At 73.5% G+C, this 21,219-nt stretch carries 15 protein-coding genes; 6 read left to right on the top strand and 9 right to left on the bottom strand.

The window, feature by feature from the left end:
• Positions 1-180 precede the first annotated feature (180 nt).
• The 3 genes from IEZ03_RS20660 to IEZ03_RS20650 all read right to left on the bottom strand — a co-directional run bounded on the left by IEZ03_RS20660 (position 181) and on the right by IEZ03_RS20650 (position 5,292).
• Complete coding sequence (locus IEZ03_RS20660) at positions 181-372, bottom strand: hypothetical protein (RefSeq protein WP_021597037.1); 192 nt, start codon at positions 370-372, stop codon at positions 181-183.
• 245 nt (positions 373-617) lie between these two features.
• Positions 618-4,637, bottom strand: coding sequence for an ATP-binding protein (locus IEZ03_RS20655; RefSeq protein WP_184880446.1), 4,020 nt, complete (start codon positions 4,635-4,637; stop codon positions 618-620).
• Positions 4,638-4,770: 133 nt separating this feature from the next.
• Entirely contained in the window at positions 4,771-5,292 is a 522-nt protein-coding gene (locus IEZ03_RS20650; RefSeq protein ID WP_184880444.1) for a gamma carbonic anhydrase family protein, read from the bottom strand.
• A 260-nt stretch (positions 5,293-5,552) separates the two neighbouring features.
• On the opposite strand from IEZ03_RS20650, the gene IEZ03_RS20645 reads away from it, so the two are divergent.
• The 4 genes from IEZ03_RS20645 to IEZ03_RS20630 all read left to right on the top strand — a co-directional run bounded on the left by IEZ03_RS20645 (position 5,553) and on the right by IEZ03_RS20630 (position 9,667).
• Positions 5,553-6,608: a DivIVA domain-containing protein gene (locus IEZ03_RS20645; protein ID WP_184880442.1), complete on the top strand. Its 1,056-nt coding sequence runs from the start codon at positions 5,553-5,555 to the stop codon at positions 6,606-6,608.
• Positions 6,609-6,711: 103 nt separating this feature from the next.
• Positions 6,712-7,242, top strand: a complete 531-nt coding sequence (def, locus tag IEZ03_RS20640; protein ID WP_184880440.1) for a peptide deformylase — start codon at positions 6,712-6,714, stop codon at positions 7,240-7,242.
• Between the two features lie 128 nt (positions 7,243-7,370).
• Positions 7,371-8,099 carry a response regulator transcription factor gene (locus IEZ03_RS20635; RefSeq protein WP_131983829.1) on the top strand — a complete coding sequence of 243 codons (729 nt, stop codon included), beginning with the start codon at positions 7,371-7,373 and terminating at the stop codon, positions 8,097-8,099.
• Positions 8,099-9,667 carry a sensor histidine kinase gene (locus IEZ03_RS20630; protein WP_184880436.1) on the top strand — a complete coding sequence of 523 codons (1,569 nt, stop codon included), beginning with the start codon at positions 8,099-8,101 and terminating at the stop codon, positions 9,665-9,667. Before IEZ03_RS20635 ends, IEZ03_RS20630 begins: the two co-directional genes overlap by 1 nt.
• 403 nt (positions 9,668-10,070) lie before the next feature.
• Here IEZ03_RS20630 and IEZ03_RS20625 read toward each other — a convergent pair whose 3' ends face one another.
• Positions 10,071-10,928: an oxygenase MpaB family protein gene (locus IEZ03_RS20625; RefSeq protein ID WP_184880434.1), complete on the bottom strand. Its 858-nt coding sequence runs from the start codon at positions 10,926-10,928 to the stop codon at positions 10,071-10,073.
• Between the two features lie 90 nt (positions 10,929-11,018).
• Here IEZ03_RS20625 and arfB point away from each other — a divergent pair, with 90 nt between their 5' ends.
• Complete coding sequence (arfB, locus tag IEZ03_RS20620) at positions 11,019-11,444, top strand: alternative ribosome rescue aminoacyl-tRNA hydrolase ArfB (protein ID WP_184880432.1); 426 nt, start codon at positions 11,019-11,021, stop codon at positions 11,442-11,444.
• 22 nt (positions 11,445-11,466) lie between these two features.
• On the opposite strand, the gene IEZ03_RS20615 is transcribed toward arfB, so the two are convergent.
• The 4 genes from IEZ03_RS20615 to IEZ03_RS20600 form a co-directional block, all read right to left on the bottom strand.
• The gene (locus IEZ03_RS20615; protein ID WP_184880430.1) at positions 11,467-13,629 is read right to left on the bottom strand and encodes an MMPL family transporter; all 2,163 of its coding nucleotides are present in this window, start codon (positions 13,627-13,629) and stop codon (positions 11,467-11,469) included.
• A 122-nt stretch (positions 13,630-13,751) separates the two neighbouring features.
• The gene (locus IEZ03_RS20610) at positions 13,752-14,312 is read right to left on the bottom strand and encodes a TetR/AcrR family transcriptional regulator (protein WP_184880428.1); all 561 of its coding nucleotides are present in this window, start codon (positions 14,310-14,312) and stop codon (positions 13,752-13,754) included.
• Positions 14,313-14,379: 67 nt separating this feature from the next.
• Positions 14,380-15,282, bottom strand: coding sequence for an N-acetylmuramoyl-L-alanine amidase (locus IEZ03_RS38720; protein WP_184880426.1), 903 nt, complete (start codon positions 15,280-15,282; stop codon positions 14,380-14,382).
• Between the two features lie 91 nt (positions 15,283-15,373).
• Positions 15,374-18,571, bottom strand: a complete 3,198-nt coding sequence (locus IEZ03_RS20600; RefSeq protein ID WP_184880424.1) for an ATP-binding protein — start codon at positions 18,569-18,571, stop codon at positions 15,374-15,376.
• A gap of 113 nt (positions 18,572-18,684) precedes the next feature.
• Between IEZ03_RS20600 and IEZ03_RS20595 the strand changes: the two genes are divergently transcribed.
• Positions 18,685-19,992 carry an FAD-binding oxidoreductase gene (locus tag IEZ03_RS20595; RefSeq protein WP_184880422.1) on the top strand — a complete coding sequence of 436 codons (1,308 nt, stop codon included), beginning with the start codon at positions 18,685-18,687 and terminating at the stop codon, positions 19,990-19,992.
• A 93-nt stretch (positions 19,993-20,085) separates the two neighbouring features.
• Here the strand turns inward: IEZ03_RS20595 and IEZ03_RS20590 are convergent, their stop codons facing one another.
• Positions 20,086-21,162: a hypothetical protein gene (locus IEZ03_RS20590; RefSeq protein ID WP_184880420.1), complete on the bottom strand. Its 1,077-nt coding sequence runs from the start codon at positions 21,160-21,162 to the stop codon at positions 20,086-20,088.
• Positions 21,163-21,219: the final 57 nt, after the last annotated feature.

Below are 21,219 nucleotides of genomic sequence, written 5' to 3'. Positions count from 1 at the left end.
GGCGCCCGCGGAGGGGGCTGCCCGGCCGGTCAGATGCCTCATGCGTGAGATTCATTACAACGTTCCGTCCGGGACACCCGTCGCGGTAGGGCCAAAAAGACGAACCGGGGACGCCGTATCGGCGTCCCCGGTGCACTGCGCGTAACGGCTCGGTGGCCGGGGGAATGCTCCCCGGGCCGCCTAGTCCTGTGGCGTCAGCTCGCGACGACCGGCTTCGTCGGACCGTACCCCGAGCACCATGTCGATCTCCGCGACGGTGAGCGGCCGTTCCGCCGCCGCCACCGCGCTGAGCATCTCGGCATAGAGTTCGATCTCGTCCAGCGCAACACGGTCGTGGACGCGCAAATCAAGGTTCTGGCGCACCGCGTCCACCTCCGTTCGTTCCCCACACCCAAGTCGAGGCTACGCGTCCGGCCCTGTCGGGCACATGACCCATGCGGGCCATTCGAGGGCCACCCCGACCCTGTCAATCCGGGGGACCCCCACAGCCCTCCGGATGGCCGGTCACGGGTCCCTCTGGGGAACGCCCCGGGCCGGCGCCGGCCGTCCTCCTAGCCTTCCCGGGCGGTGTCGGTCTGATACCTCCGTCCGACGGGCGGAACGGGCGGACGAGCGGTTCAGCCTCCGGGGCGGAAGTCCCCGAGCATCTGCTCCAGCGGCGTCTCGGGCAGGTCGCGGGCCGTCAGCCGGGCCACGGTCGCGGCGTTGACGTCGGCGCCCGCGAGCCGGGCGGCCTGCCGCGCCACCGTCTGCTCGAACAGGGCCCGGACGGTGCGGGCGTAGGCGAACTGGGGGTCGTCGCGCAGCCGCTCGAACCGGCTGAGCAGCTCGACGCGCAGCTCCTCGTCCAGCATGTAGAGGTCGCGTTCGGCGTAGCTCTGGAAGAGCCGGACCATGTCGCGGTCGCCCATCCCGGTGAACTCCAGGATCCGGCCGAACTCGGCGCGGAAGGCGGGATTGCCGGCGAGGAAGCCCTCCATCTCCGCCGCCGGGCTGGAGCAGACCACCAGGAAGCGGCCCATCCCCTGCCCTTGGCCGCCGCCCGGGTTCATGCGGCGGAGCAGCTCGTCCACCACGGCCGGGCTGCGGTCGAGGCGGTACGCCTCCTGGATCAGCAGCACCCCGCCGAGCGCCTGCTCGACCATGCTCCCCACCCGGCGCTCGGTGTCGATCCGGTCCCGTCCGGCCAGGTGGACGGGTCGGCAGGCGACCACGTGGCCGGAGCCGAGCAGCCCGAGCGCCGCGTAGATGCCGCCGACCAGGCCCGCCACGGTCGTCTTGCCGGTGCCGGACGGCCCCACGAAGATCAGGTGCCGCGTCTCGCCGCCGGCGACCCCGTACCTGGCCCGGTCCGCTGCGAGCCTCGCCTCCTCGGCCAGCTCGTGCACGGCGGCCTTGACGTCCTCCAGCCCGGTGAGCTGGTCGAGCTGCCGCAGGTAGCCGCCGATGTCGCCGGGCGGGCGCAGCGCCGGCTCGATGCCCTCGGCGACGCCCGCGAGGTCGTCGGGGGTCAGCACGAGCCGGTCGTGGGACGCGCCCGCGCGCTCCATGTTCCGCTGCGCCGCCTGGTCCAGGTACGTCTCGACCAGGCGCGCGTTGACCAGGTCGCCCGGCCCGCGGAGCCGGTTCAGGTCCTCGCGGACGACCTCCAGCGCCGACGCGCCGATGGTGACGCGCCGCTCGTCGGCCAGCAGGTGCAGCAGCGTCATCCGGTTGTCGAGGTCGCTGAAGTCGGGCAGCCGGTGGACGCGGAACGCCTGCACGAGCTTCGGGTGCTCCTGCAGGAGGCGCCGGTAGGCGTGCGGCTCGCAGGTCGCGATCACCGGCGTCGTGTTCACCGGGTCGCGGCGGGCCCGGCGGACCGCGCCGACGACCGCCGCCGGGTCGGGCGCGTCGTTGATCGCCGCGTCCAGCCGCTCGAACAGGATCACCGGCCCCGGCTGGGACAGGAGCTGCCCGATGCGCTCGGCGGGGGCGTCCCGGACGTCCTCGGCGTCGTGCGCGCGGATCGATCCGTCGCCGAGGCCCGCGTTCGCCAGCGTCAGCGCGATCATCCTGGCCAGCCGGCGCTGCCCCGAGTGCGGGCCGCCGACCAGGAGCGCGCCCGGCAGCCCGGAGCCGATGGAGCTGGGCGCGCCGTCCACCCGGGTCTCCTCGATGGCCGAGCCCGCGGGCGCGTTCCACTCCTGGGCCTGCGCCCGCAGGTCGCCCAGGAGCGGGGCCGCGTCGTGATCGCCGTAGACGAACCCGAACCCGAACCGCTCCAGGACGCGGCGCGTGCTGCGGTCGCTCGGGGGCGGGATCTCGTGGACGGGCTGTTCGGGCGAGGGCGTGTCGTCCAGGAAGTCGAAGTCGCCGACCATCGTCTTGGACATGATCTTCGTGCCCGGCGGCGCGGCTCCGGGTGGGGCCGGATGATCCACGGGCGTGTCCTCCGGCAGGTCGTCCTCCAGGTCGCCGGGGCCCAGGATGCGCGTGCCGGGCGGCCCCTGAGCGGGAGGCGGCTGCCGCATGGGCGAGGCGGGCGGGCCCTGCGGCACATCGTCTTCGACACGCGTGGAGTACGGGTCGAACGCCGTGGGCGCCGCGGGCTGGACCTGCTGGCGGACGGGCGGCTCCGGCTCCGGCTGCGGAACAGGCGGGACCGGGCTCGGCGGAGCCTGCTGGGGAGGAGGCGCCTGCTGCGGAGGAGCGGCACCGGCCGGCTGGTAACCGAGTTGCGTGTACGGCGGCATGGGGTTCTCGTCCTGGTCCTGCTCCTCCGGAGGGGAGTATCCGGCGGCGGGCTGCGGGGACGAGGCGGGCTGCTGCTCCTGCGCCGGGACCGGAGGCGGAGCAGGGCTCTGCATCGGGGCAGGGCTCTGCATCGGTGCGGGGCTCTGCATCGGTGCGGGGCGCTGCATGGGGGCCGGACGCTGGAAACCCAGTTCTGTGTAGGGCGGCGCGGCGTTCTGGTCGTCGCCGTCCTCCCCGGCGGGCGGAGGCGGCGCGGACGCGGCGAACGCGGCCTCCTGCCCCTGCCCCGGTCCCGGCGGCGACGGAGGGGACGGCGGCTCGTACGGCGGCGCGGCGGCACCGGGCGCGTCCTCCCGGCCGGGCTGCGCGGGCGGCTGGACGAACGGGCGGTCGGGCTCGGACGGCGCCCCGTGCGGCTGCGGGGACGCACCGGGCGCGACCCCGGGCTGGCTCTGCATGCCGACCATGGGCGAGGGCGCCGGGTTGGGCGGCGGCGTCACGGTCGGGGTGACGGCCGTCGCGCGGGCCCGTCCGCGGCCGATGATCCCCGCGATGATCGCGGTCGGGACCGGGAAGCCGCGGGGCCGGGCGGGCATCCCGCCGAGCCGGCACCAGGCCAGGTCGACCTCGTACATCGCCGCCAGCAGCGACTCCGCGCCCGAGCCGGAGCCGGCCGCCGAGCGCAGCGGTTCGGGGAGGCGCATGTCCTGCGGCCACAGCCGGCGGAGCGGATGGCCCTTCTGCTCCGACACCGCCTGCACCGTGTAGCGGATCTCAGGGTCCAGCCAGGGGACGATGTTGCCCACCATGTCCTTGCGGACGACGTCCAGGTCGGCGGCGAGCAGCGCGGCGGCGACGAGGCGGGGCTCGATGTAGGCGGGGTCGACGGGATCGCCGGAGAGGTCGGCTACCAGCTCGCTGAGCGTGTAGAAGGCGTGCCGGAAGTTGTCCCCCGGCGAGCTCTCGTTCCGCAGCGCGGGAACCAGGTTCGGCGGGCAGCGGGTGAGCCACTGCTGGACGATCGCCTGGTCACCGTAAGGCAGCGCCCCGTAGTCGACGGTCGGGTTGGCGAGCGTGGTGCCGAGGATCGCGAGCAGCGCGTCCGCGCGGGCCTGGTACCGGACGTCGTCGCGCAGCGCGCTGGCGACGGCCCACATCGTCCGCAGGACGACGACCGCGGCGTCCACCCGGCTCGCCCGAAGGCGCTCCGCGTAGAGCCCGACCAGCGTCTCCAGGGCGGGCGGGGTGAGCCAGCGTGGGCCGTCCACCTCCGGGAGGGGCTTGGCCCGGTACGGCTTCCAGAGGTCGAGCATCTGCGGGTCGAGCCGCGAGTCGAACACCGGCGCGGACGCGCACCACAGCATCACGCCCCAGGCGGCGACCACGGTGGAGGGGGCGCCACTGGCGAACTCCGGCCACCAGTGCGGGTACTCGGGCGCGGGCAGCGCCGCCGCCGACTCGACGGTCGAGCGGACGCGCGAGGACACCTCGGTCGCGAAGCCGTGCCCGACGAACGTCAGGCCGCCCGGCGGGTCGTAGGAGAAGTCGGGCCCGGCCGGGACGACGTGCGGCGGCAGGTTGGGCACCTGGCCGGGGGCCTGCTGAGCGGGCCGGGCCGCCATCCGGACGGCGGGCGTGCGCGGCGGCGGGCACAGGTACCACTGCCCGTCGGAGGGGTGCAGCCGGTACCAGCGGGCCCACGCGCCGAACAGCCACCAGGTGCCGTCGGGCAGGGCGAGCATGCGCCCGCCGATCGCGTGATGGCGTTGCTGAGGAGGCGCCGACGGCCACCACACGGCGGCCACCATCGCCCTCGTGTCCCGCTCTGCCTCCGCGAACGGATCCTGCCCCATCTGGGGGCTGGGCGGCGGAGCACTGCCATAGCCCGGTCCCCACACCACGATCGTCATCGTAGTCAGCCGGAGCCCGCCGGGGCGCCCCGCACCGGCTCATTCGCCGCATGACCGCAGGTCGGCGCGGCAGCAATCTGAACCGGACGACCGGCCGGATCCGGCGGTCACCCGCGTTCGGCGGTCACTGCCACTCGGCGGTGCGGTGCCGCCGGGCCTTCGCGACGTACACCTCCGGGGTGTGCCGCAGGACGAGCCGGTCGTCGTCGGTCAGCTCCCGGACGATCCGGCCCGGCGTCCCGGCGACGAGCACGCCGGAGGGGATCTTCTTGCCGGGCGGCACGAGCGCGCCCGCCGCGATCAGCGTCCCGGAGCCGATCCGGGCGCCGTTCAGGACGATCGCGCCGATCCCGATCAGCGAGCCGGTCTCCACGTGGGCGCCGTGCACCATCGCCTTGTGGCCGAGGCTGACCCGGTCCTCCAGGACGGCGGGCACCCCCGGGTCGGCGTGCATGCAGCTGAGGTCCTGGATGTTGCACTCTTCGCCGACGATGATCTCCGCGTCGTCGCCGCGCAGCACCGAGCCGTACCAGACGCTCGACGCGCGGCCCAGCGTCACCCGGCCGACGACGACCGCGCCGGGCGCGACCCACGCCTCGGGGTCGATCTCCGGCCGCTCCTCACCCAACGATCCCACGTAGCTCATGCGGCCGATGCTAGGCGGCGGCCCGTCCGGTACCGGACGGCACCCCCGGCGCGCGAAGTTTGGGCGGATTGGATAGTTTGTCGGGCCTATCCAGGTGAAGAAACGGCAGCGAGAAGCGCGTTCCGGTTGCGCGAATGGGGTGGACCGGACGAGAGTCATTCGTACGTTTCCACATGCGGACCCGCTGACAGGCGGGTGAGGATGTTATCGCGACCGACCCTGACGGGGTGATGGCCCCGCCAACGACCCCCCAAGGCACCATGAGCAACGAAGCCGAAATCCTGCCGAATCTCCTCCAAGAAGAGTCCTTCGAGATCGTCATGCGCGGCTACAACCGCCGCCAGGTCGACGACTACATCGCCCGCGCCCAGCAGAAGCACCGCGAGCTGGAGGCGCGGCTCGCCCGGGCCCAGGACGACGTCGAGCGCATCCGGCGCGAGATGGCCGAGCTGCGGGAGGCGCGCAAGCCCACCGGCGACGACCTGAGCGACCGGCTCCGCCAGATCATCAACCTCGCCGAGGACGAGGCCCAGGACAAGGTGGCCCAGGCGGAGGCCAAGGGATCGGAGATCCGCAAGGACGCCGAGCAGGAGTCCAAGCGCATCATCGACGACGCCCGCGCGCACGCCGAGAAGAACCTCACGCAGGCGCAGGACAAGGCCGAGTCCGTGCTGGCCTCCGCCAAGAAGGAGTCCGAGAGCATCCTGTCGGGCGCCAAGCAGGAGGCCGAGCAGACGGTGAGCAGCGCGCGGCTGGAGGCCGAGCGCACCCTCACCGCGTCCGAGCGCCGCGCGAGCGTGATCAACGAGGGTGCGACGCAGCGCCTGACCTCGCTCACCAAGAACCACACCCAGGCCCTGCAGCGCCTCACCGAGATCAGCGAGACGCTGCACCGGCTGCTGACCGCCGAGAACGAGGCGGGCCCGCTGGAGAAGATGGTCGAGGACGCCGTCCGGCAGAGCGCGCCCCGCAAGCAGCAGCCCGCGCAGGCCCAGCCGCCGCAGGCACCGCCCGCACCGGCCCAGCCCGCGGCCCCGCAGGCCGCGCCCGCGCAGCCCGCGCAGGGGTCCTCCTCCGGCACGCAGCCCGCGGCCGGTCCGAAGCCGATCCCGCCCGCGCCCAAGCCGGCCCAGGCCCCGCCGCCCCCGGCGCCCGCCCAGCAGGGTCCGCCGTCGGCGCCGTCGATGAAGAAGCCCGAGCCGGCGGCCGCGCGGGACGGCGACGCGCCCGCGCCGCAGCCCAAGCCCGCCCGGCCCGCCGACGAGCCCGGCGGCCCCCTGCCGCAGCAGCAGTCCCGCGGCCCCATCGAGCTGTAACGGCCGGCAACGCCTCGCACGGCCCGCTCGGAAACGTCAGGCGATCTCGCGGTGCGTCCGGCCCTCACCGGCCGGGCGCACCGCTGCGTCCTAAGATCGCGGGGTGAGCAAGAGGACCCACGCGCGCCGCGGCACCACCCGCCCGATCCGGCTCCTCGGAGACCCGGTCCTGCGCACCGAGTGCGACCCCGTCCGCACGTTCGACACCGCGCTGGAGCGCCTCGTCGACGACATGTTCGCCACCATGTACGAGGAGGACGGCGCCGGGGTCGCGGCCAACCAGGTGGGGGTCGGCCTGCGGGTCTTCGTGTACGACTGCGAGGACGACAAGGGCCGCCGGCACGTCGGGCACGTCGTCAACCCGAGGCTCGTGGCCACCGGCGGCGAGCTGCTGGTCGAGCCGGAGGGCTGCCTTTCCGTCCCGGGCATGCGGTTCGACACGCCGCGCCACGCGTACGCCGCCGTCGAGGGCGTGGACGTGAAGGGCAGGCCCGCCCGCGTCGAGGGCACCGGCTACTTCGCCCGCTGCCTCCAGCACGAGTGCGGGCATCTGGACGGCGGCCTCTACATCGACGTCCTGTCCGGCGACGTGCGCCGCGAGGCGATGCGGGCCATCCGCGACCTGCGCCGATAGGCGGGACGGCACCGGCTTCACCCGGGGCACGATGGGGACGAACCACTCACCGGATCCTCTGCGGGCTTTCAGGGGACGTTCAGGTTCGGGTGGGAGCCTTCGCGGTGATGTGGAGGAGGACTGTGCCATTGGTTGATCGAACGGCGAACGGCGGCGGCAAGGCCGAGGCGACGCTCCTCGTCGTCGAGGACGAGCCGAACATCCTGGAACTGCTCGCCGGCAGCCTGCGCTTCACCGGGTTCGACGTGGTCACCGCCACCAACGGGGCCGACGCCGTCCAGTCGGCGCGGCGGCACCGGCCGGACCTGATCGTCCTCGACGTGATGCTGCCCGACATAGACGGGTTCGACGTGGCGCGGAGGCTGCGGTCCGGCGGCGACCACACCCCGGTCCTCTTCCTGACCGCCCGGGACGCCGTCCAGGACCGCGTCAAGGGCCTGACGATCGGCGGGGACGACTACGTCACCAAGCCGTTCAGCCTGGAGGAGGTCATCGCCCGCATCCGCGCCGTCCTGCGGCGGTTCCGCGGCGGGGTGGCCGAACCGACGCCGCGCATGGTGTTCGCGGACGTCGAGCTCGACGAGGACAGCCACGAGGTGTGGCGCGGCGGGCGCGCGATCCAGCTGTCGCCGACCGAGTTCAAGCTGCTGCGGTACTTCATGGCCAACGCGGGCCGCGTCGTGTCGAAGGCGCAGATCCTCGACCACGTCTGGAACTACGACTTCCGCGGCGACGCCGGGATCGTCGAATCGTACGTCTCGGCGCTGCGGCGCAAGGTCGACAACGCCGAGCCGCGGCTCATCCACACGCTGCGCGGTGTGGGCTACGTCCTGCGCGAGCCGACGAGACCGGGCTGATGCCCGCGCGGGTTCCGGCGGCCGACGCCGGTGCTCCTCCGTCGTCCCCGGAAGGCCCGGGTCGCGACAACCGGTCCCAGTGGCCGCGGAACGGGCTGGAACGCCTGTGGGGTCGGACGTCGCTCCGCGTCAAGCTGGTCGCGGGGATGCTCGTCATCGCCACCGTCGGGATGACGGTGATGGCCGCGGCGAGCGCGTCGGTGCTGCGGCAGTACCTGGTCGGGCGGGCCGACGACCAGCTGCGCGGTTCCGTCGGCCGGACCATGGCCCAGGTCGCCCAGCACCTGCCGGAGCTGGAGGAGGGACGGACCCGGTTCACCTACCGGATTCCGAGCGAGGTCTACGGCCAGATCCGCGTCAACGACGGCCGCACGGTCGGGCAGAACCCGGCGTGGAGCGAGTCCGGCCATCCGCGTCTGCCGGAGGACCTGTCCGGGCGGCTCGACGAGCCGTTCACCGTCTCGGGGACCGGCGGTTCCGGCTCGTCGTGGCGGATCCTGGCCGAGCCGATCCCGGACGGCGACGGGGCGGTCCTCGTCCTCGCGTTCAGCCTGGAGGAGGTCGACCGGACCGTCCGCCGGCTCGTGGTGATCGACGCGATCGTGGGGCTGCTGGTGCTGGTCGGCCTGGTCGGCCTCGGGGTCTGGTTGGTCCGGGCGAGCCTGCGCCCCCTCGCCGAGATCGAGGAGACCGCGGGCGCGATCGCCGCCGGGGACCTGGCCCGCCGCGTCCCGCAGACCGATCCGCGCACCGAGATGGGGCGGCTCGGCCAGTCGCTGAACGCGATGCTCACGCAGATCGAGACGGCCTTCCGCGCCCGCGCCGAGTCGGAGGCGGCGGCGCGGCGGTCGGAGCGGACGGCGCTGCGCTCGGAGGAGCGGATGCGGCGGTTCGTCGCGGACGCCAGCCACGAGCTGCGCACCCCCCTGACGGCGATCCGCGGGTTCGCCGAGTTCTACCGGCAGGGCGCCGCCCGCAGCCCCGGCGAGCTGGACAGGCTGATCGGCCGGATCGAGCAGACCGCGTCCCGGATGGGCCTCCTCGTGGAGGACCTGCTGCTGCTCGCCCGGCTGGACCGGCAGCGCCCGATCGAGCGGCGTCCGGTGGACCTGCTCGCCGTCGCCGCCGACTCTGTCCAGGAGGCGAGAGTTCTCGCACCCGACCGCACGATCGATCTCACGGTCGAGGGAGGTCTCGCGTACCAGGTGCTCGGGGACGAGCCGCGGCTGCGCCAGGTGCTCGGGAACCTGCTGACCAACGCGATCGTGCACACCCCGGAGGGCACGACGGTCGAGGTCCGCCTCAGGCCGGGCACGCTGCGCGACGCCCCGGCGGCGGTCGTCGAGGTCGCCGACGAGGGCCCCGGCCTGGCCCCTGAGCATTCGGAACGCGTCTTCGAGCGGTTCTACCGGGCGGACGAGGCCCGGTCGCGGGAGGGCGGCGGAGCGGGCCTCGGCCTCGCCATCGTCGCCGCGCTCGTCGCGGCCCACGAGGGACTGGTGGAGGCCGACTCCGCCCCGGGCGAGGGCGCCACGTTCCGGGTCGTCCTGCCGCTCGACGAGGACTGACGCCTTAGCGGCCCGGTGTCGGCATTCAGGCAACTTTCAGGTAAGTGCGCTTAGGTACCCGTACAGGGCGCGCCCCGGTCTCGACAGGGAACGGGAGTCCGCGCCCTGGCCAGCTTCGACGGCCCCCGCGGCCGGGGAGACGGCGCGCCGCACGTCCTCCGGTCGAGGGTTCCGCCGACTGCGGCTTTCAGGACACTTTCAGGTTCGTTCCAGGCGGGCTACAGCCTGGCGCTGCAGTCTGCAAGGTGATCCGGTACCCCCGGTCTGACCCGGGACGCCGTTCGGCCAGGCTCTGGGGGGAGCGGGCGGACGGACGGCGACACCGGGCCAGGAGGTCCCTTCCGACCGGGCCGGGTGGGGAGGGACCGAGTAAGGGAGAGCGGCCGCGTGGCTACCCTGTGGGTCACGCGGCCGCGTCCTTGCCGTATCCGTTCGTGCTGATCGAGATGGCGGGCCGCCGCCTCGTCTTGGCCAGCATCTGCCGCGTCGAGGTCAGGTAGACGTCCCGCGGGATCGTCCGGACGCGCAGCGGCAGCCGCGGGTACACCACCTGCAGCGCCTTGATCAGGAGCCGGAACCGGAACTCCCGGCCGGCGTTCCACTTCCACCCGTACTGCTCGCGGATCGGCGCCGGCATCAGCCCCGCGGTGAGCAGCCGGACCGCAGCGAGCCCCGGCGCGCCCAGCGGGCCGCCCGGCAGCTTCGGATGCAGCACCTGCTCCGCGACGGCGCGGGACGTGTCGTTGACCTCCAGGGTGTGGAGCATGTTCGCGTAGTACTCGCGGAACTCGGTGTACGTCCCCGGCATCCGCTCCTCGGGGCAGCCCAGGATCGTCGCGTAGACCTTGCTCTGCCGGTAGAACTCCTCGAGCTCCGCCCGGCTCAGCGTCCGCCGGAAGAGCAGCTGGTAGAACTGGGCGGCCACGGCGAACAGCGTGGCCGCGACCCACACCTGCAGCTCCGGGTCGTTCGCCTCGTAGTCGGGACCGGTGACGGCCTCGTGCCCCTTCCGGACCAGGGCGCTGAGCGCTTCGGCCTCCTCCCGCGTGCCGAACTGCACGGTGTAGACCCAGCCCATGGTGTTGCGGAGCCTTCGGGACGGGTCGTCCGCCGTGTAGCTGTGGTCGTAGACGCCCTGCCCGACCTTGGGATGGGCGGTCTGCAGCAGCGACGCGGCACCGCCCGCCGCGATGAGCACCCCCTCGCGGCCGATGACACGGATGAGATCGCCGTCTCGGAACAGTCCTTCGCCTTCGGTCATACCGATCATTGTAAGTAAGTACTTGCAGTTGTCGTCATGCGGGGTGAAACTCGGACGACAAGATCACCTGCGGCCTGCGACAATGGACGCATGTCCGGCGAAATTCAGGTCAGCGGCTCGGTCTCCATCCCGGAGTCCGAGCTGAACTGGCGCTTCTCCCGTTCCTCGGGGCCGGGCGGGCAGCACGTCAACACGAGCGCCACCGCCGCCGAACTCTCGTTCGACGTCGCGAACTCCCCGTCCCTCCCGGAGCACCTGCGGGCCCGCGCCCTGGACCGCCTCGGCGGCCGGCTGGTCCGCGGCGTGCTGACCGTCCGCGCCGAGGAGTACCGCTCCCAGCTCCGCAACCGCGACGCGGCCCGCGCCCGGCTGGCCGCCCTGCTGGCCGACGCGACGGCCCCGCCGCCGAAGAGGCGCATCCCCAAGAAGGTCCCGCGCGGCATCAACGAACGCCGGCTGGAGAACAAGAAGCGCCGCTCCGCCGTCAAGCGCCAGCGCTCCAGCCGCTGGGACTGACCAGCGGCCGGAGCCGGCCGTTCTAGCGCCGGACGGTGGCGTGCTCCTTCTGGTCCACGGCGGTCTCGTCCAGGGCCTGCCGGAGGTTCTCTCCTTCGATGTCCAGGTTGGGGAGCGCGCGGTCCAGCCATCGGGGCAGCCACCAGGCGGCGCGCCCGAACAGCGACATCACGGCCGGGACGAGCGTCATGCGGACGATGAAGGCGTCGATGAACACGCCGACCGCCAGCGCGAACCCGATGGACTTGATGATCGGGTCGGGGGTGAGGACGAACCCCGCGAACACCGAGCACATGATGAAGGCGGCGGCGGTGACCACGCGGGCGTTCTGGCCGAGCCCGTTGATGGTGGCCTGGCGCGGCGGGTCGCCGTGCACGAAGTCCTCGCGCATCTTGGAGACCAGGAAGACCTCGTAGTCCATGGCGAGGCCGAACAGGATGCCGATCAGGATGATGGGCAGGAAGCTGATCAGCGGGCCCGGTGAGTCGACCCCGACCAGGGACGCCAGGTGCCCCTGCTGGAAGACGGCGGTCGTGAGGCCGAACGTCGCGCCGACCGTCAGCAGGAACCCGGCCGCCGCCTTGACCGGCACGAGGATGGAGCGGAAGACCAGCATCAGCAGCAGGATCGACAGGCCCACCACGAGGAGCAGGTAGACCGGCAGGGCGTCGGCGAGCTTCTCGGAGATGTCGATCCCGAGCGCGGTCGTGCCGGTGAGCGCGATGTGCGCGCCCTCGACCCCGGCGACCTTGTCGCGGATGTCGTGCACGGTCTCCTCGGTGGCCGCGTCGCTGGGTCCGCTCTCGGGGATCACGGCGACCAGCGCGGTCGTGCCCGCCTCGTTGAACCGCGGCGGCGCGACGGTCTGCACGCCGTCCACCCCGTCGATCAGCTGGGCCGTCCGCTGCGCGGCGGTCTCGGCGGCGCCGGGGTCGTCGCCGGTGACCACGGTGATGAGGCGCCCGTTGAAACCGGGGCCGAACCCTTCGCTGGTCAGGTCGTACGCCTGCCGCTGCGGGGAGTCCTCGGCCGCCGTGCCCGCGTCGGGCAGCGCGAGCCGCATGTCCTGGACGGGCAGGGCCAGCGCGCCCAGGGCGAGCACCCCGGCCAGCAGGACGGGGAGGCGCAGGCGGGTGAGGACGCGTCCCCAGCGGAAGCCGAAGCCCTCCTTGGCGGAGCGCCCGGCCGCCCGCTGCTTCCGGGAGAGGATCCTGGTACCGGTGAAGGCCAGCACGGCGGGCAGCAGGGTCAGGGCGACGAGCACCGCGACCGCGACCGTGGCGGCGGCGGCGAGGCCCATGGCGGTCAGGAACGGGATGCCGACGACCGACAGCCCGGCGAGGGCGATGACCACGGTGGCCCCGGCGAACACCACGGCGGACCCGGCGGTGCCGATGGCGCGCCCGGCCGCCTCCCGCGCGTCCAGCCCGTCCAGCAGGTTCTGCCGGTAGCGGGACGTGATGAACAGCGAGTAGTCGATGCCGACGGCCAGGCCCAGCATCAGCCCCAGCATCGGCGTGGCGTTGTTCATGCTGACGACCCCGGTCAGCGCGTACAGCGCGGCCATCCCGACGCCGACGCCGACCAGGGCGTTGACCAGCGTCATCCCGGCGGCCACCAGCGAGCCGAAGGTGATGATCAGCACGATGGCGGCGACGGCGACGCCGATGGCCTCGGTGGCGCTGGCGCCGTGCTGCTCCTGGACGACCTCGCCCCCGGCCTCGACGCGCAGGGCGCCGTGGTCGTCCTCGGCGATCTCCACGAACGCGGCGCGCTGGCTCTCGGTGATGTCGGCGATCTCGCCGTCGAACACGACCTCGACGAGGGCGTACCGGCCGTCGGGCGAGACCGACCCGGCCTGGAAGGGGTCGACGGCCGCGGTCACGCCGGGCACGGAACCGGCCTGCCGCACGATGGGCGCCACCTGGTCCGGTGTCAGCTTCTGCTTCTCCGGGGCCGCGATCGCGACCGTGCCGGTCGCCCCGGTCGCCGCGGGGAACCGCGTCTCCAGGGCGTCCATCGCCCGCTGCGACTCGGTGCCGGGCATGCGGAACTCGTTGGAGGTCGGGCCGCTGAACGCGGCCGCGGCCCCGCCCAGGACGCCGAGCAGGACGAGCCAGACGAGGACGACCAGGCCGCGGCGCCCGAAGCACCATCGGCCCAGCCTGTAGAGCAGGGTCGCCATCGGGGAGCTTTCCTTCCGGGGTCTGTACGGCCGGGATCGAGTGGGGCGGGATCGAGTGCGGCCAGAGGAGCTGTGCGGGAGCGGCGCGGAACGGCCGCGAGTGCGGCGGGGCGTGGAACGGGTCAGGCGGAAGCGCGCCCCAGGGCCCGCAGCGCGCTGCCGATCATCGATTCGCGCAGGATCGCGTCGTCGAACGGCAGGCGCTCGGCCGCCGCGCCGGCCGCGAAGACGCCGCCCAGCGCCACGTGCGCGGCGACCCGGTCGGCGGGCTCGGCGGAGCGGCCCGCCATCGCCTCGACGAACCGGTCGTCGATGCCGTCTAAGTTCTCGATGCCGAGGTCGGGCAGCGAGGTGGCGTCGGCGAGGTTGTCGAACAGGAGCTTCATCTCGCGGCGGAACCGCAGGGTGAGGTCGACGAACCCGGCGACCGCGGCCTCGGCGACGTCCCGGTCGTCCAGCGGGGCCAGCCGGGCGTCCAGCGCCGCCGCCTCCCGGCCGATCGGCAGCAGCAGCTCGGCGAGGATCGCCTCCTTGGTGCTGAAGTGGTACAGCAGGGAGGCCTTCGAGCAGCCGACGTCGGCGGCGATGTCGGCGAGCGAGGTGCCGCGGTAGCCGCGGCGGACGAACAGCCGGAGGGCCGAGGTCAGGAGCCGTTCCCGCAGACCGGTGGGCGATCGGGCCATGGGACCACGTTAGCTGTCCGAACGGTCAGATCTGACCGTTCGGACAGCCACCGGGGTGTGCGACTCGTCACGTGGGCCAGGCGAACGCCTTGGCCGAGCCCGAGGAGATGCGGGCGGTCTCGGTGCCGTAGTGGATGACCTGGAACCGGACCCGGTACCCGTTGCCGACGGTGTCCGCGGCGAGGTTGTAGTGGACGAAGGTCGAGCCGTTGCTCGCGACGTACTCGGCGATCGGGCCGGGGTCGACGTCGCCGCCCGACTCGGCCTGCTCGATCGCGCGGGCCTGCAGCTCGGTGCCGGGGGCGAGCCCGTCGATCCGGACGTTGGCGGTGAGGCCGTAGCGGGCGGGGCCGACGATGAAGGACGGCCCGCCGCGGTCCCAGTGGTGGTGGTCGCGGTCGGAGTGCTCCCGTCCCCAGTTGACGGTGACCCACGTGTTCGGGGGGAAATCCTGCGCGGTGTCCATACCGACGGAGACGTACTCCGGCATGTCGTCGTCCTCCTCCTCGATGTCCGCGGGCATCCCGGCCCGCACCCAGGCGTACAGCTCGTCGCCGGGACAGCTCGTCGCGAAGACGTCGCGGTGCCCGAGCTCGGCCAGGTTCCGGCCCGTCCGGCGGACCGCCTCGTCGTAGAGCCACCGGATGGCGCGCTTCGCCGCGGGGGTGGAGTCGCCGTCGCGGCCGATCATGCAGACGCCGATGCCGGACGTGTTGTGGTCCGGGGCGTGCGCCCCGACGACCAGCCAGCCGCGCCCCTCGTAGATGCGCCCGGTGATGTCGACCAGGAAGTTGTAGCCGACGTCCGCCCAGCCGCGGCCGTCCATGTGGAAGTCCTGGATGCTGCGGATGGACTGGTTCGTGGGGCCTTCGGAGTAGTGCACGATGAACTCGGTCCGCTGGGACCAGCTCACCGTGCTGCGAGATCGGGGTGCCCGGGCGCCCCATTCCGCCCGGCTGATGATGTCCATGAGCCTCCCCCCGGGTGTCGATTCGGTGGACGAGCCTACGGGTGTCCCGTGCTCCGCGCCGTCGGGTGGCGGAAGTCGCTCGTTTTGTGCGCTAAGTCACCTTGTGCGCTACATCACCACGGTGTGCGTGCGCTCGGGCGGCGTCGTGGTCTCCCAGGCGGCGGGCCAGTTCCGCCAGGACGTACTCGGTCGAGCCCCAGCAGGCGGTGCCCATGCCGGCGACGACGAACGTGTCCGCGTACGGAGCGAGGCGGCGATAGAGATCACGAGGGTCCGGAGTGCCCAGGCGGGCGGCGACCAACCCCCATACGGGGATAAGGAAGTCACTAACCCAGTTATCGGGCATCTCATATCCCCAGCAGCCGATCAGCTCGCGGGCCAGCCCGGGGCGGTCCGCCTCGACGGCCGCGAGGACGGCGACCGGACGCAGCGGGACGAGGTCCGGCTCTCCCGCCGCGGCCACCAGCTCGTCCAGCAGCTCCGGCACGCGGCCCTGCGCGCGGCGGCAGGTGAACGTGGTGACCAGGCGCCGGAAGCGGCCGCCCCAGAGCGCCGAGCCGAACCGCATGTCGTGGGCGAGGAGCTCCTCCGCCTCGTCCCACCGGCCGTCCAGGGTGCTGCGGGCGGTCTGCGCGACGCGGACCATCGACTCCAGCTCCGGGCTGGGGTTGGTGCCCAGCAGGCTCTCGCAGCGCGCCAGCTCGCGGTCCCAGCCGGGCAGGTCCCCGTCGCGCAGCAGGCACGACATCAGGAAGACGCGCGCCATCACCTGGCCGCTGACCGGGAGGCCGGGCAGGTCCGCCAGTTCCTGCGCCGCCGCTCGCCGCACGGCGTTGCGGCCGGGGCGGAAGGCCGCGAGCAGGTAGTTGTTCAAGGTGCGGGCGAGGAGCGGGACGTCGCCGGTCTTCCTCGCCAGTTCGACGGCGTCGGCGGCGTGGCGTTCGCCCTCCGCGCTGCGCGGGCCGTAGTGGAGTTCGAGGGCGAGGGCGCCGAGCAGCGCCGCCCTGTCGGCGTCGGGGAGCGGGCCGGCCAGCAGCTCCTCGATGATCGCGACCATCTCGCCGTCGACGACGCCGTACGGGCGCCAGTTCCACAGCGACGGGCCGCCGATGGCGGCGACCGCGGGGACCAGCGCCTCCCGGTCGCCGATCCCCCGCGCGATCCGGACGGCCTCCGCCCAGTCGCGGCGGGCCTCCTCCGGGCGCCCGACGGCGCGGCGCGCCTGCCCCAGCTCGGTGAGGATGCGGGCCCGTTCGGCGTCCGCGCCGGGCGGGAGGACGGACAGCGCCAGCGTCCAGAGGTCGACGGCCTCGGTGTGCGCGAGCTGGCCCGTCGCGTGCCTGGCCGCGCGGGAGGCGTGCTTGACCGCCTTGTCCGCGCCGCCGAGCCTGGCCGCGTGCGCGAAGTGGTGCGCGAGCGTCGCCGACTCCGCCTCGGGGAGGACGGGTTCGAGCGCCTCCCCGACCCGCAGGTGCAGCCGGGATCGTTCCAGCCGGCCCAGGCGCGCATACAGCGCCTCCCGGACGAGGGCGTGCGCGAACCGGTACTCGGCACCGGCGGGCGGTTCGACGATGAGGCCGGTCGCGATGGCGGGCTCCATCGCGGACATGACCTGCTCCGGCGTGGTGTCCGTGACCGCCTCCAGGAGGTCGATGCCGACATCGCGCCCGGCGACCGCGGCGGCGCGCAGCAGCGCACGCGTCTCCTCGGGCAGCCGGGCGACGCGGCGTTCGATGACGTCCTGCGCGCCGCTCGGCACGGTCCCCTCGCTGCCGCGCAGCCGGAGGACCTCGCCGAGGTAGAAGGGGTTGCCGCCCGTCCTGGCGAGCAGGGCGTCGGCGAGGCCGGGCTCCTCGCCGACCCCTTTCGCCCGCAGGTAGGACGCCACGTCGTCGGCGGTGAACGGTTCCAGCTCGACGCGTTCTGCCAGCCGCGACAGCGCGGCCAGGGTGTCGCGGAGGGCGCCGGGTTCGTCGCCGGGTTCGGGACGGCAGGTGGCGAGGACGAGCAGCCGGTGCCGGGCGGCCGCGTCCGCGATGAAGGTGAGCAGGCGCAGTGACGACACGTCCGCCCAGTGCAGATCGTCCAGGACGATCGCCAGCGGGGTCTCGTCGCTCGTCAGGACGTCCAGGACCTGCTCGTACAGGGCGAACAGCGCGGTATCGGGGTCGTGCCGCGGAGGGAGGGACTCCATCGAGAGCAGGCCGGACTCGTGCCCGGCATCCCGGACGATCTGCCGCCACGCCCAGAAGGCGGGGGCGGTGCCGTCCGCGCAGCTCCCCCACGCGGTCCGGAAACCGCGGGCCGCGGCCAGTTCGGCGGCCGCCCGGACGAGCCGGCTCTTGCCGATCCCGGCCTCCCCCGTCACCAGGACCACCCCGCCCCGGCCGCGCCGCACCTCGCCGAGGAGCCCTTCGACCAGCGCCAGCTGCGCCGACCGCGCGACCAGGTCGTCGCCGCGCGGTTCCGCCGGGGCGGTCACGGCTGCACGCGACGCCTTCCGCGGTGGAGGGCGGAGGCTGGACGACTGGCCGAACACCGACCGTTCCAGCTCCTGCAATTCCGGGCCGGGCTGCAGGCCGAGGTCGTCCGACAGGCGCGCCCGGACGCGGCGCAGCGCCGCCACGGCGTCGGCCTGGCGCCCGGCGCGGTAGAGGGCGAGGACGAGCAGCGACCACGCGCGTTCGCGGTAAGGCCCGTCCTCGACGAGCGCCTCAAGGCCCGGTATCAGGGACGCGGCCTCGCCGAGGGCCAGCCTCGCGTCGAACCTGTCCTCCAGGGCGGTCATGCGCACCTGGTGGAGCCGGGCGAGCGCGGGCTGGGCGAACTCCTGGTCGGCGAACTCCCCCAGCGGATCGCCGCGCCACAGCCCGAGGGCCTCGTCCAGGTGCGCGACGGCCTTCGCGTGCGCCCCGCGGGCGAGGGCGGCGCGACCCTCCTCCGCCCCGGCCGTGAACCGCCACAGGTCGATCCGCCCGGGCCGGACGGCGAGCAGGTACCCGGGCTCGCGGGTGAGCAGGACCGCCGGGGGCGTGCGCGGTGCGCGGCCGGGTTCCAGGGCCTTGCGGAGGTGCGCGATGTACGCCTGCAGGGTCCGGGTGGCGCGGGCGGGCGGCTCACCGGCCCACAGCTCGTCGATCAGCCGGTCCAGCGACACGACGCGGCCGGGTTCCAGCGCCAGCATCGCGATCAGCGCGCGCTGCTTGCGGGTGCCGGGGTCGAGCGCGCGGCCCGTCCCGTCCGCGACCTCCAGGGGGCCGAACAGCCGGAACGACGGTTCCGCCGCCATCCACCCTCCCGAATCGGCTGAGTCCCCAGCTTACGGGCACCCCAACTCGACCACAGCCCGATCCCAGCCGGCGGGGAGCACCGTGGACGCATCGGCAGCGAAGGGGAGAGAACATGAACATCGGGGACGAACTGCGCGGCGTGCTCAGGGGCCGGGTGCTCGCTGCGGGCGACGACGGGTTCGAGACGGCGCGGCGGCCCTGGAACCTCGCGGTGGACCAGCCCGTCCGCGCCGTGGTCGAGGCGGCCGACGCCGACGACGTGGCGGCCCTCGTCCGGCATGCCCGGCTCGCCGGGCTGACCGTCGCGACCCAGCCGAGCGGCCACGGCGCGAGCGGCAACACCGGCGAGGTGATCCTGCTGCGCACCGCCCGGCTGGACGAGCTGGAGGTCCGCCCGGCCGAGCGGATCGCCCGGGCCGGCGCCGGCGTCGCCTGGGGGCGCGTCCTCGCGGAGGCCGGCCCGCACGGCCTGACCGGACTCGCGGGCAGCAGCCCGGTGGTCACGGTCACCGGCTACACGCTGGGCGGCGGGCTGAGCTGGTTCGGCCGCAAGCACGGGTGGGCGTCCGGAAGCGTCCGCGCGTTCGACGTCGTGGACGCGGACGGCGCCCGCTCGCGGGTGACGTCCGGAACCGACCCGGACCTGTTCTGGGCGCTGCGCGGCGGTGGCGGCGACTTCGCGATCGTCACCGCCGTCGAGTTCGACCTGCACCCCGCGCCGCGCCTCTACGGCGGCCGGATGCTGTGGCCGGCCGAGCGGGCGGCGGCCGTCCTGGACGCCTACCGCGAGGTCACCGGCGGAGCGCCGGACGAGCTGACCACCTGGTACGAACTCCTGCAGTATCCGGGTGCGGCCCCGATGGTGGCGGTCGACTGCACTTTTCTCGGCGCCGGCGGCGCCGCCGAGGCGCTGCTCCGCCCCCTCGACAAGGTCGGCGGCAGGATCTCGGACTCGCGCGCCGCGCTGCCGGTGGCCGAGCTGGGCACGATCACCGCCGAGCCGACCGACCCCGGGCCGGGGCTGTCCCGCGCGGAACTGCTCACGGACCTGGCCGACGAGGTGGCCGACGCGCTGCTGGAACGTCCGGTCGACCCGCTGCTCACCGTCCAGCTACGGCATCTCGGCGGGGCCCTGGCGCGGCCGTCCGGCACTCCCGCCGGGCACTTGGACGAGCCGTTCGCGCTCTACATGTTCGGCGTCCCCGGCGAGGACGGCGGGACGTCCGTCGGAGACCGCGGGCGGGAGCTGGCGGACGCCCTCGTCCCGTACACGACCGGCCGCAAGCCGTTCACACTCCTTGCCCCGGGCGAGCGTGCGGCGAACGCCTTCACACCCGGCGTGCTCGCCCGGCTGCGCGAACTGAAGCGCACCCGCGACCCGCGCGGCGTCTTCCGCAGCAACTTCCCAGTCCTCAGCTGAGGCCCCGCCCCGAGACGACACCCCGTTGACTTGCGGCGTGTTGTTGTTATCGCAAGCCGGATAGCAACAACACGCCGCAAGTCAACGAAGTGGTCAGCTGAAGTACTCGATGAAGGGGCTCTTCTTGTCGGGCGTGGAGGCGGTGCCGACGCTCACGATGGCCGTGGTGCCGGGCCGGGGGTCGGCGTCGGTGGCCTGGACGGTGCCGGAGCGGGCCGGGCCGTTGAGCGTCGTCCAGGACGTGCCGTTGTAGTGCATGTACTGCGACTTGTCCCCGGTGGTGATGGGGAGCATGACGACGCCGTCGCCGCCGTCGGACGACAGCCCGATGCCCGCGGCGTTCAGCGGGGTGTTGATCGTCTTCCAGGACGTGCCGTCGTAGCGCAGGATCGCGTTCGTGATCTGGGCGTTCTGCCGGACGCGCAGCACGTAGACGTTCGTCGGCGAGTTCACGACGATCCGGTGCAGCGTGCCCTGGTAGGCGGGGACGCCCATGTTGCCCGGGACGTCGATCCGCTTCCAGGACGTCCCGTTCCAGTGCATGACCAGCCCGGTCACGGAGGTCCCGGCGGACGACGTGGTGCCGGCCAGCCACACGTCGTTCTTGGAGCGGACGTCCACGGCCGTGATCGAGGACGACGGGGGCAGCGGGACCTGGGGGTCGACCCAGCCGCTGCCGGTCCAGCGGAGGATGGCGCTGGGACCGCCGGCGGCGGCGTCGATGCCGGCGATGGAGTAGGCGGTGCCGTCGGGAGCGGCGGAGACGGCGGTCGGGAAGCCCACCAGGGGGTAGGCCACCTGGTTCCACTTGGTGCCGTTCCAGTGCAGGCTCGTGGTGCCGAAGAGGCTGTAGCCGATGATCCACGCCTTGTCGGCGCCGGCGACGGCGACGTCGGTCGGCGTGAACGCGGCCGGGCTGGTGTCGGCGACCCAGGACGAGCCGTTCCAGCGCGCGATCTTGGCCTGCGGGCCGAAGAGGTTGCCGGCCGCGCCGACGGCCCATCCGGCGTTCTTGGCGCCGAAGTCGACCCGGTCGAGGGAGCCGTTGTAGTTCAGCGCCGCGCCCGGGATGTCCTTCCAGGCGGCGGCGTGCGCAGGGGCGGCCACGGCGACCGTCCCGGCGGCGCAGGCCAGGGCGGTGGCGACCACCAGCACCGCGTTCCTCTTCATATGTCCACTCCCAAGATCACTGCAGGTGAGGCAAAAGAGTACGGCAATACTTACTGT

The sequence above is a fragment of the Actinomadura livida genome (assembly GCF_014648675.1).
GTDB classification, from domain to species: domain Bacteria; phylum Actinomycetota; class Actinomycetes; order Streptosporangiales; family Streptosporangiaceae; genus Spirillospora; species Spirillospora livida.
This window is presented reverse-complemented; position numbering and strand designations above follow the sequence as displayed.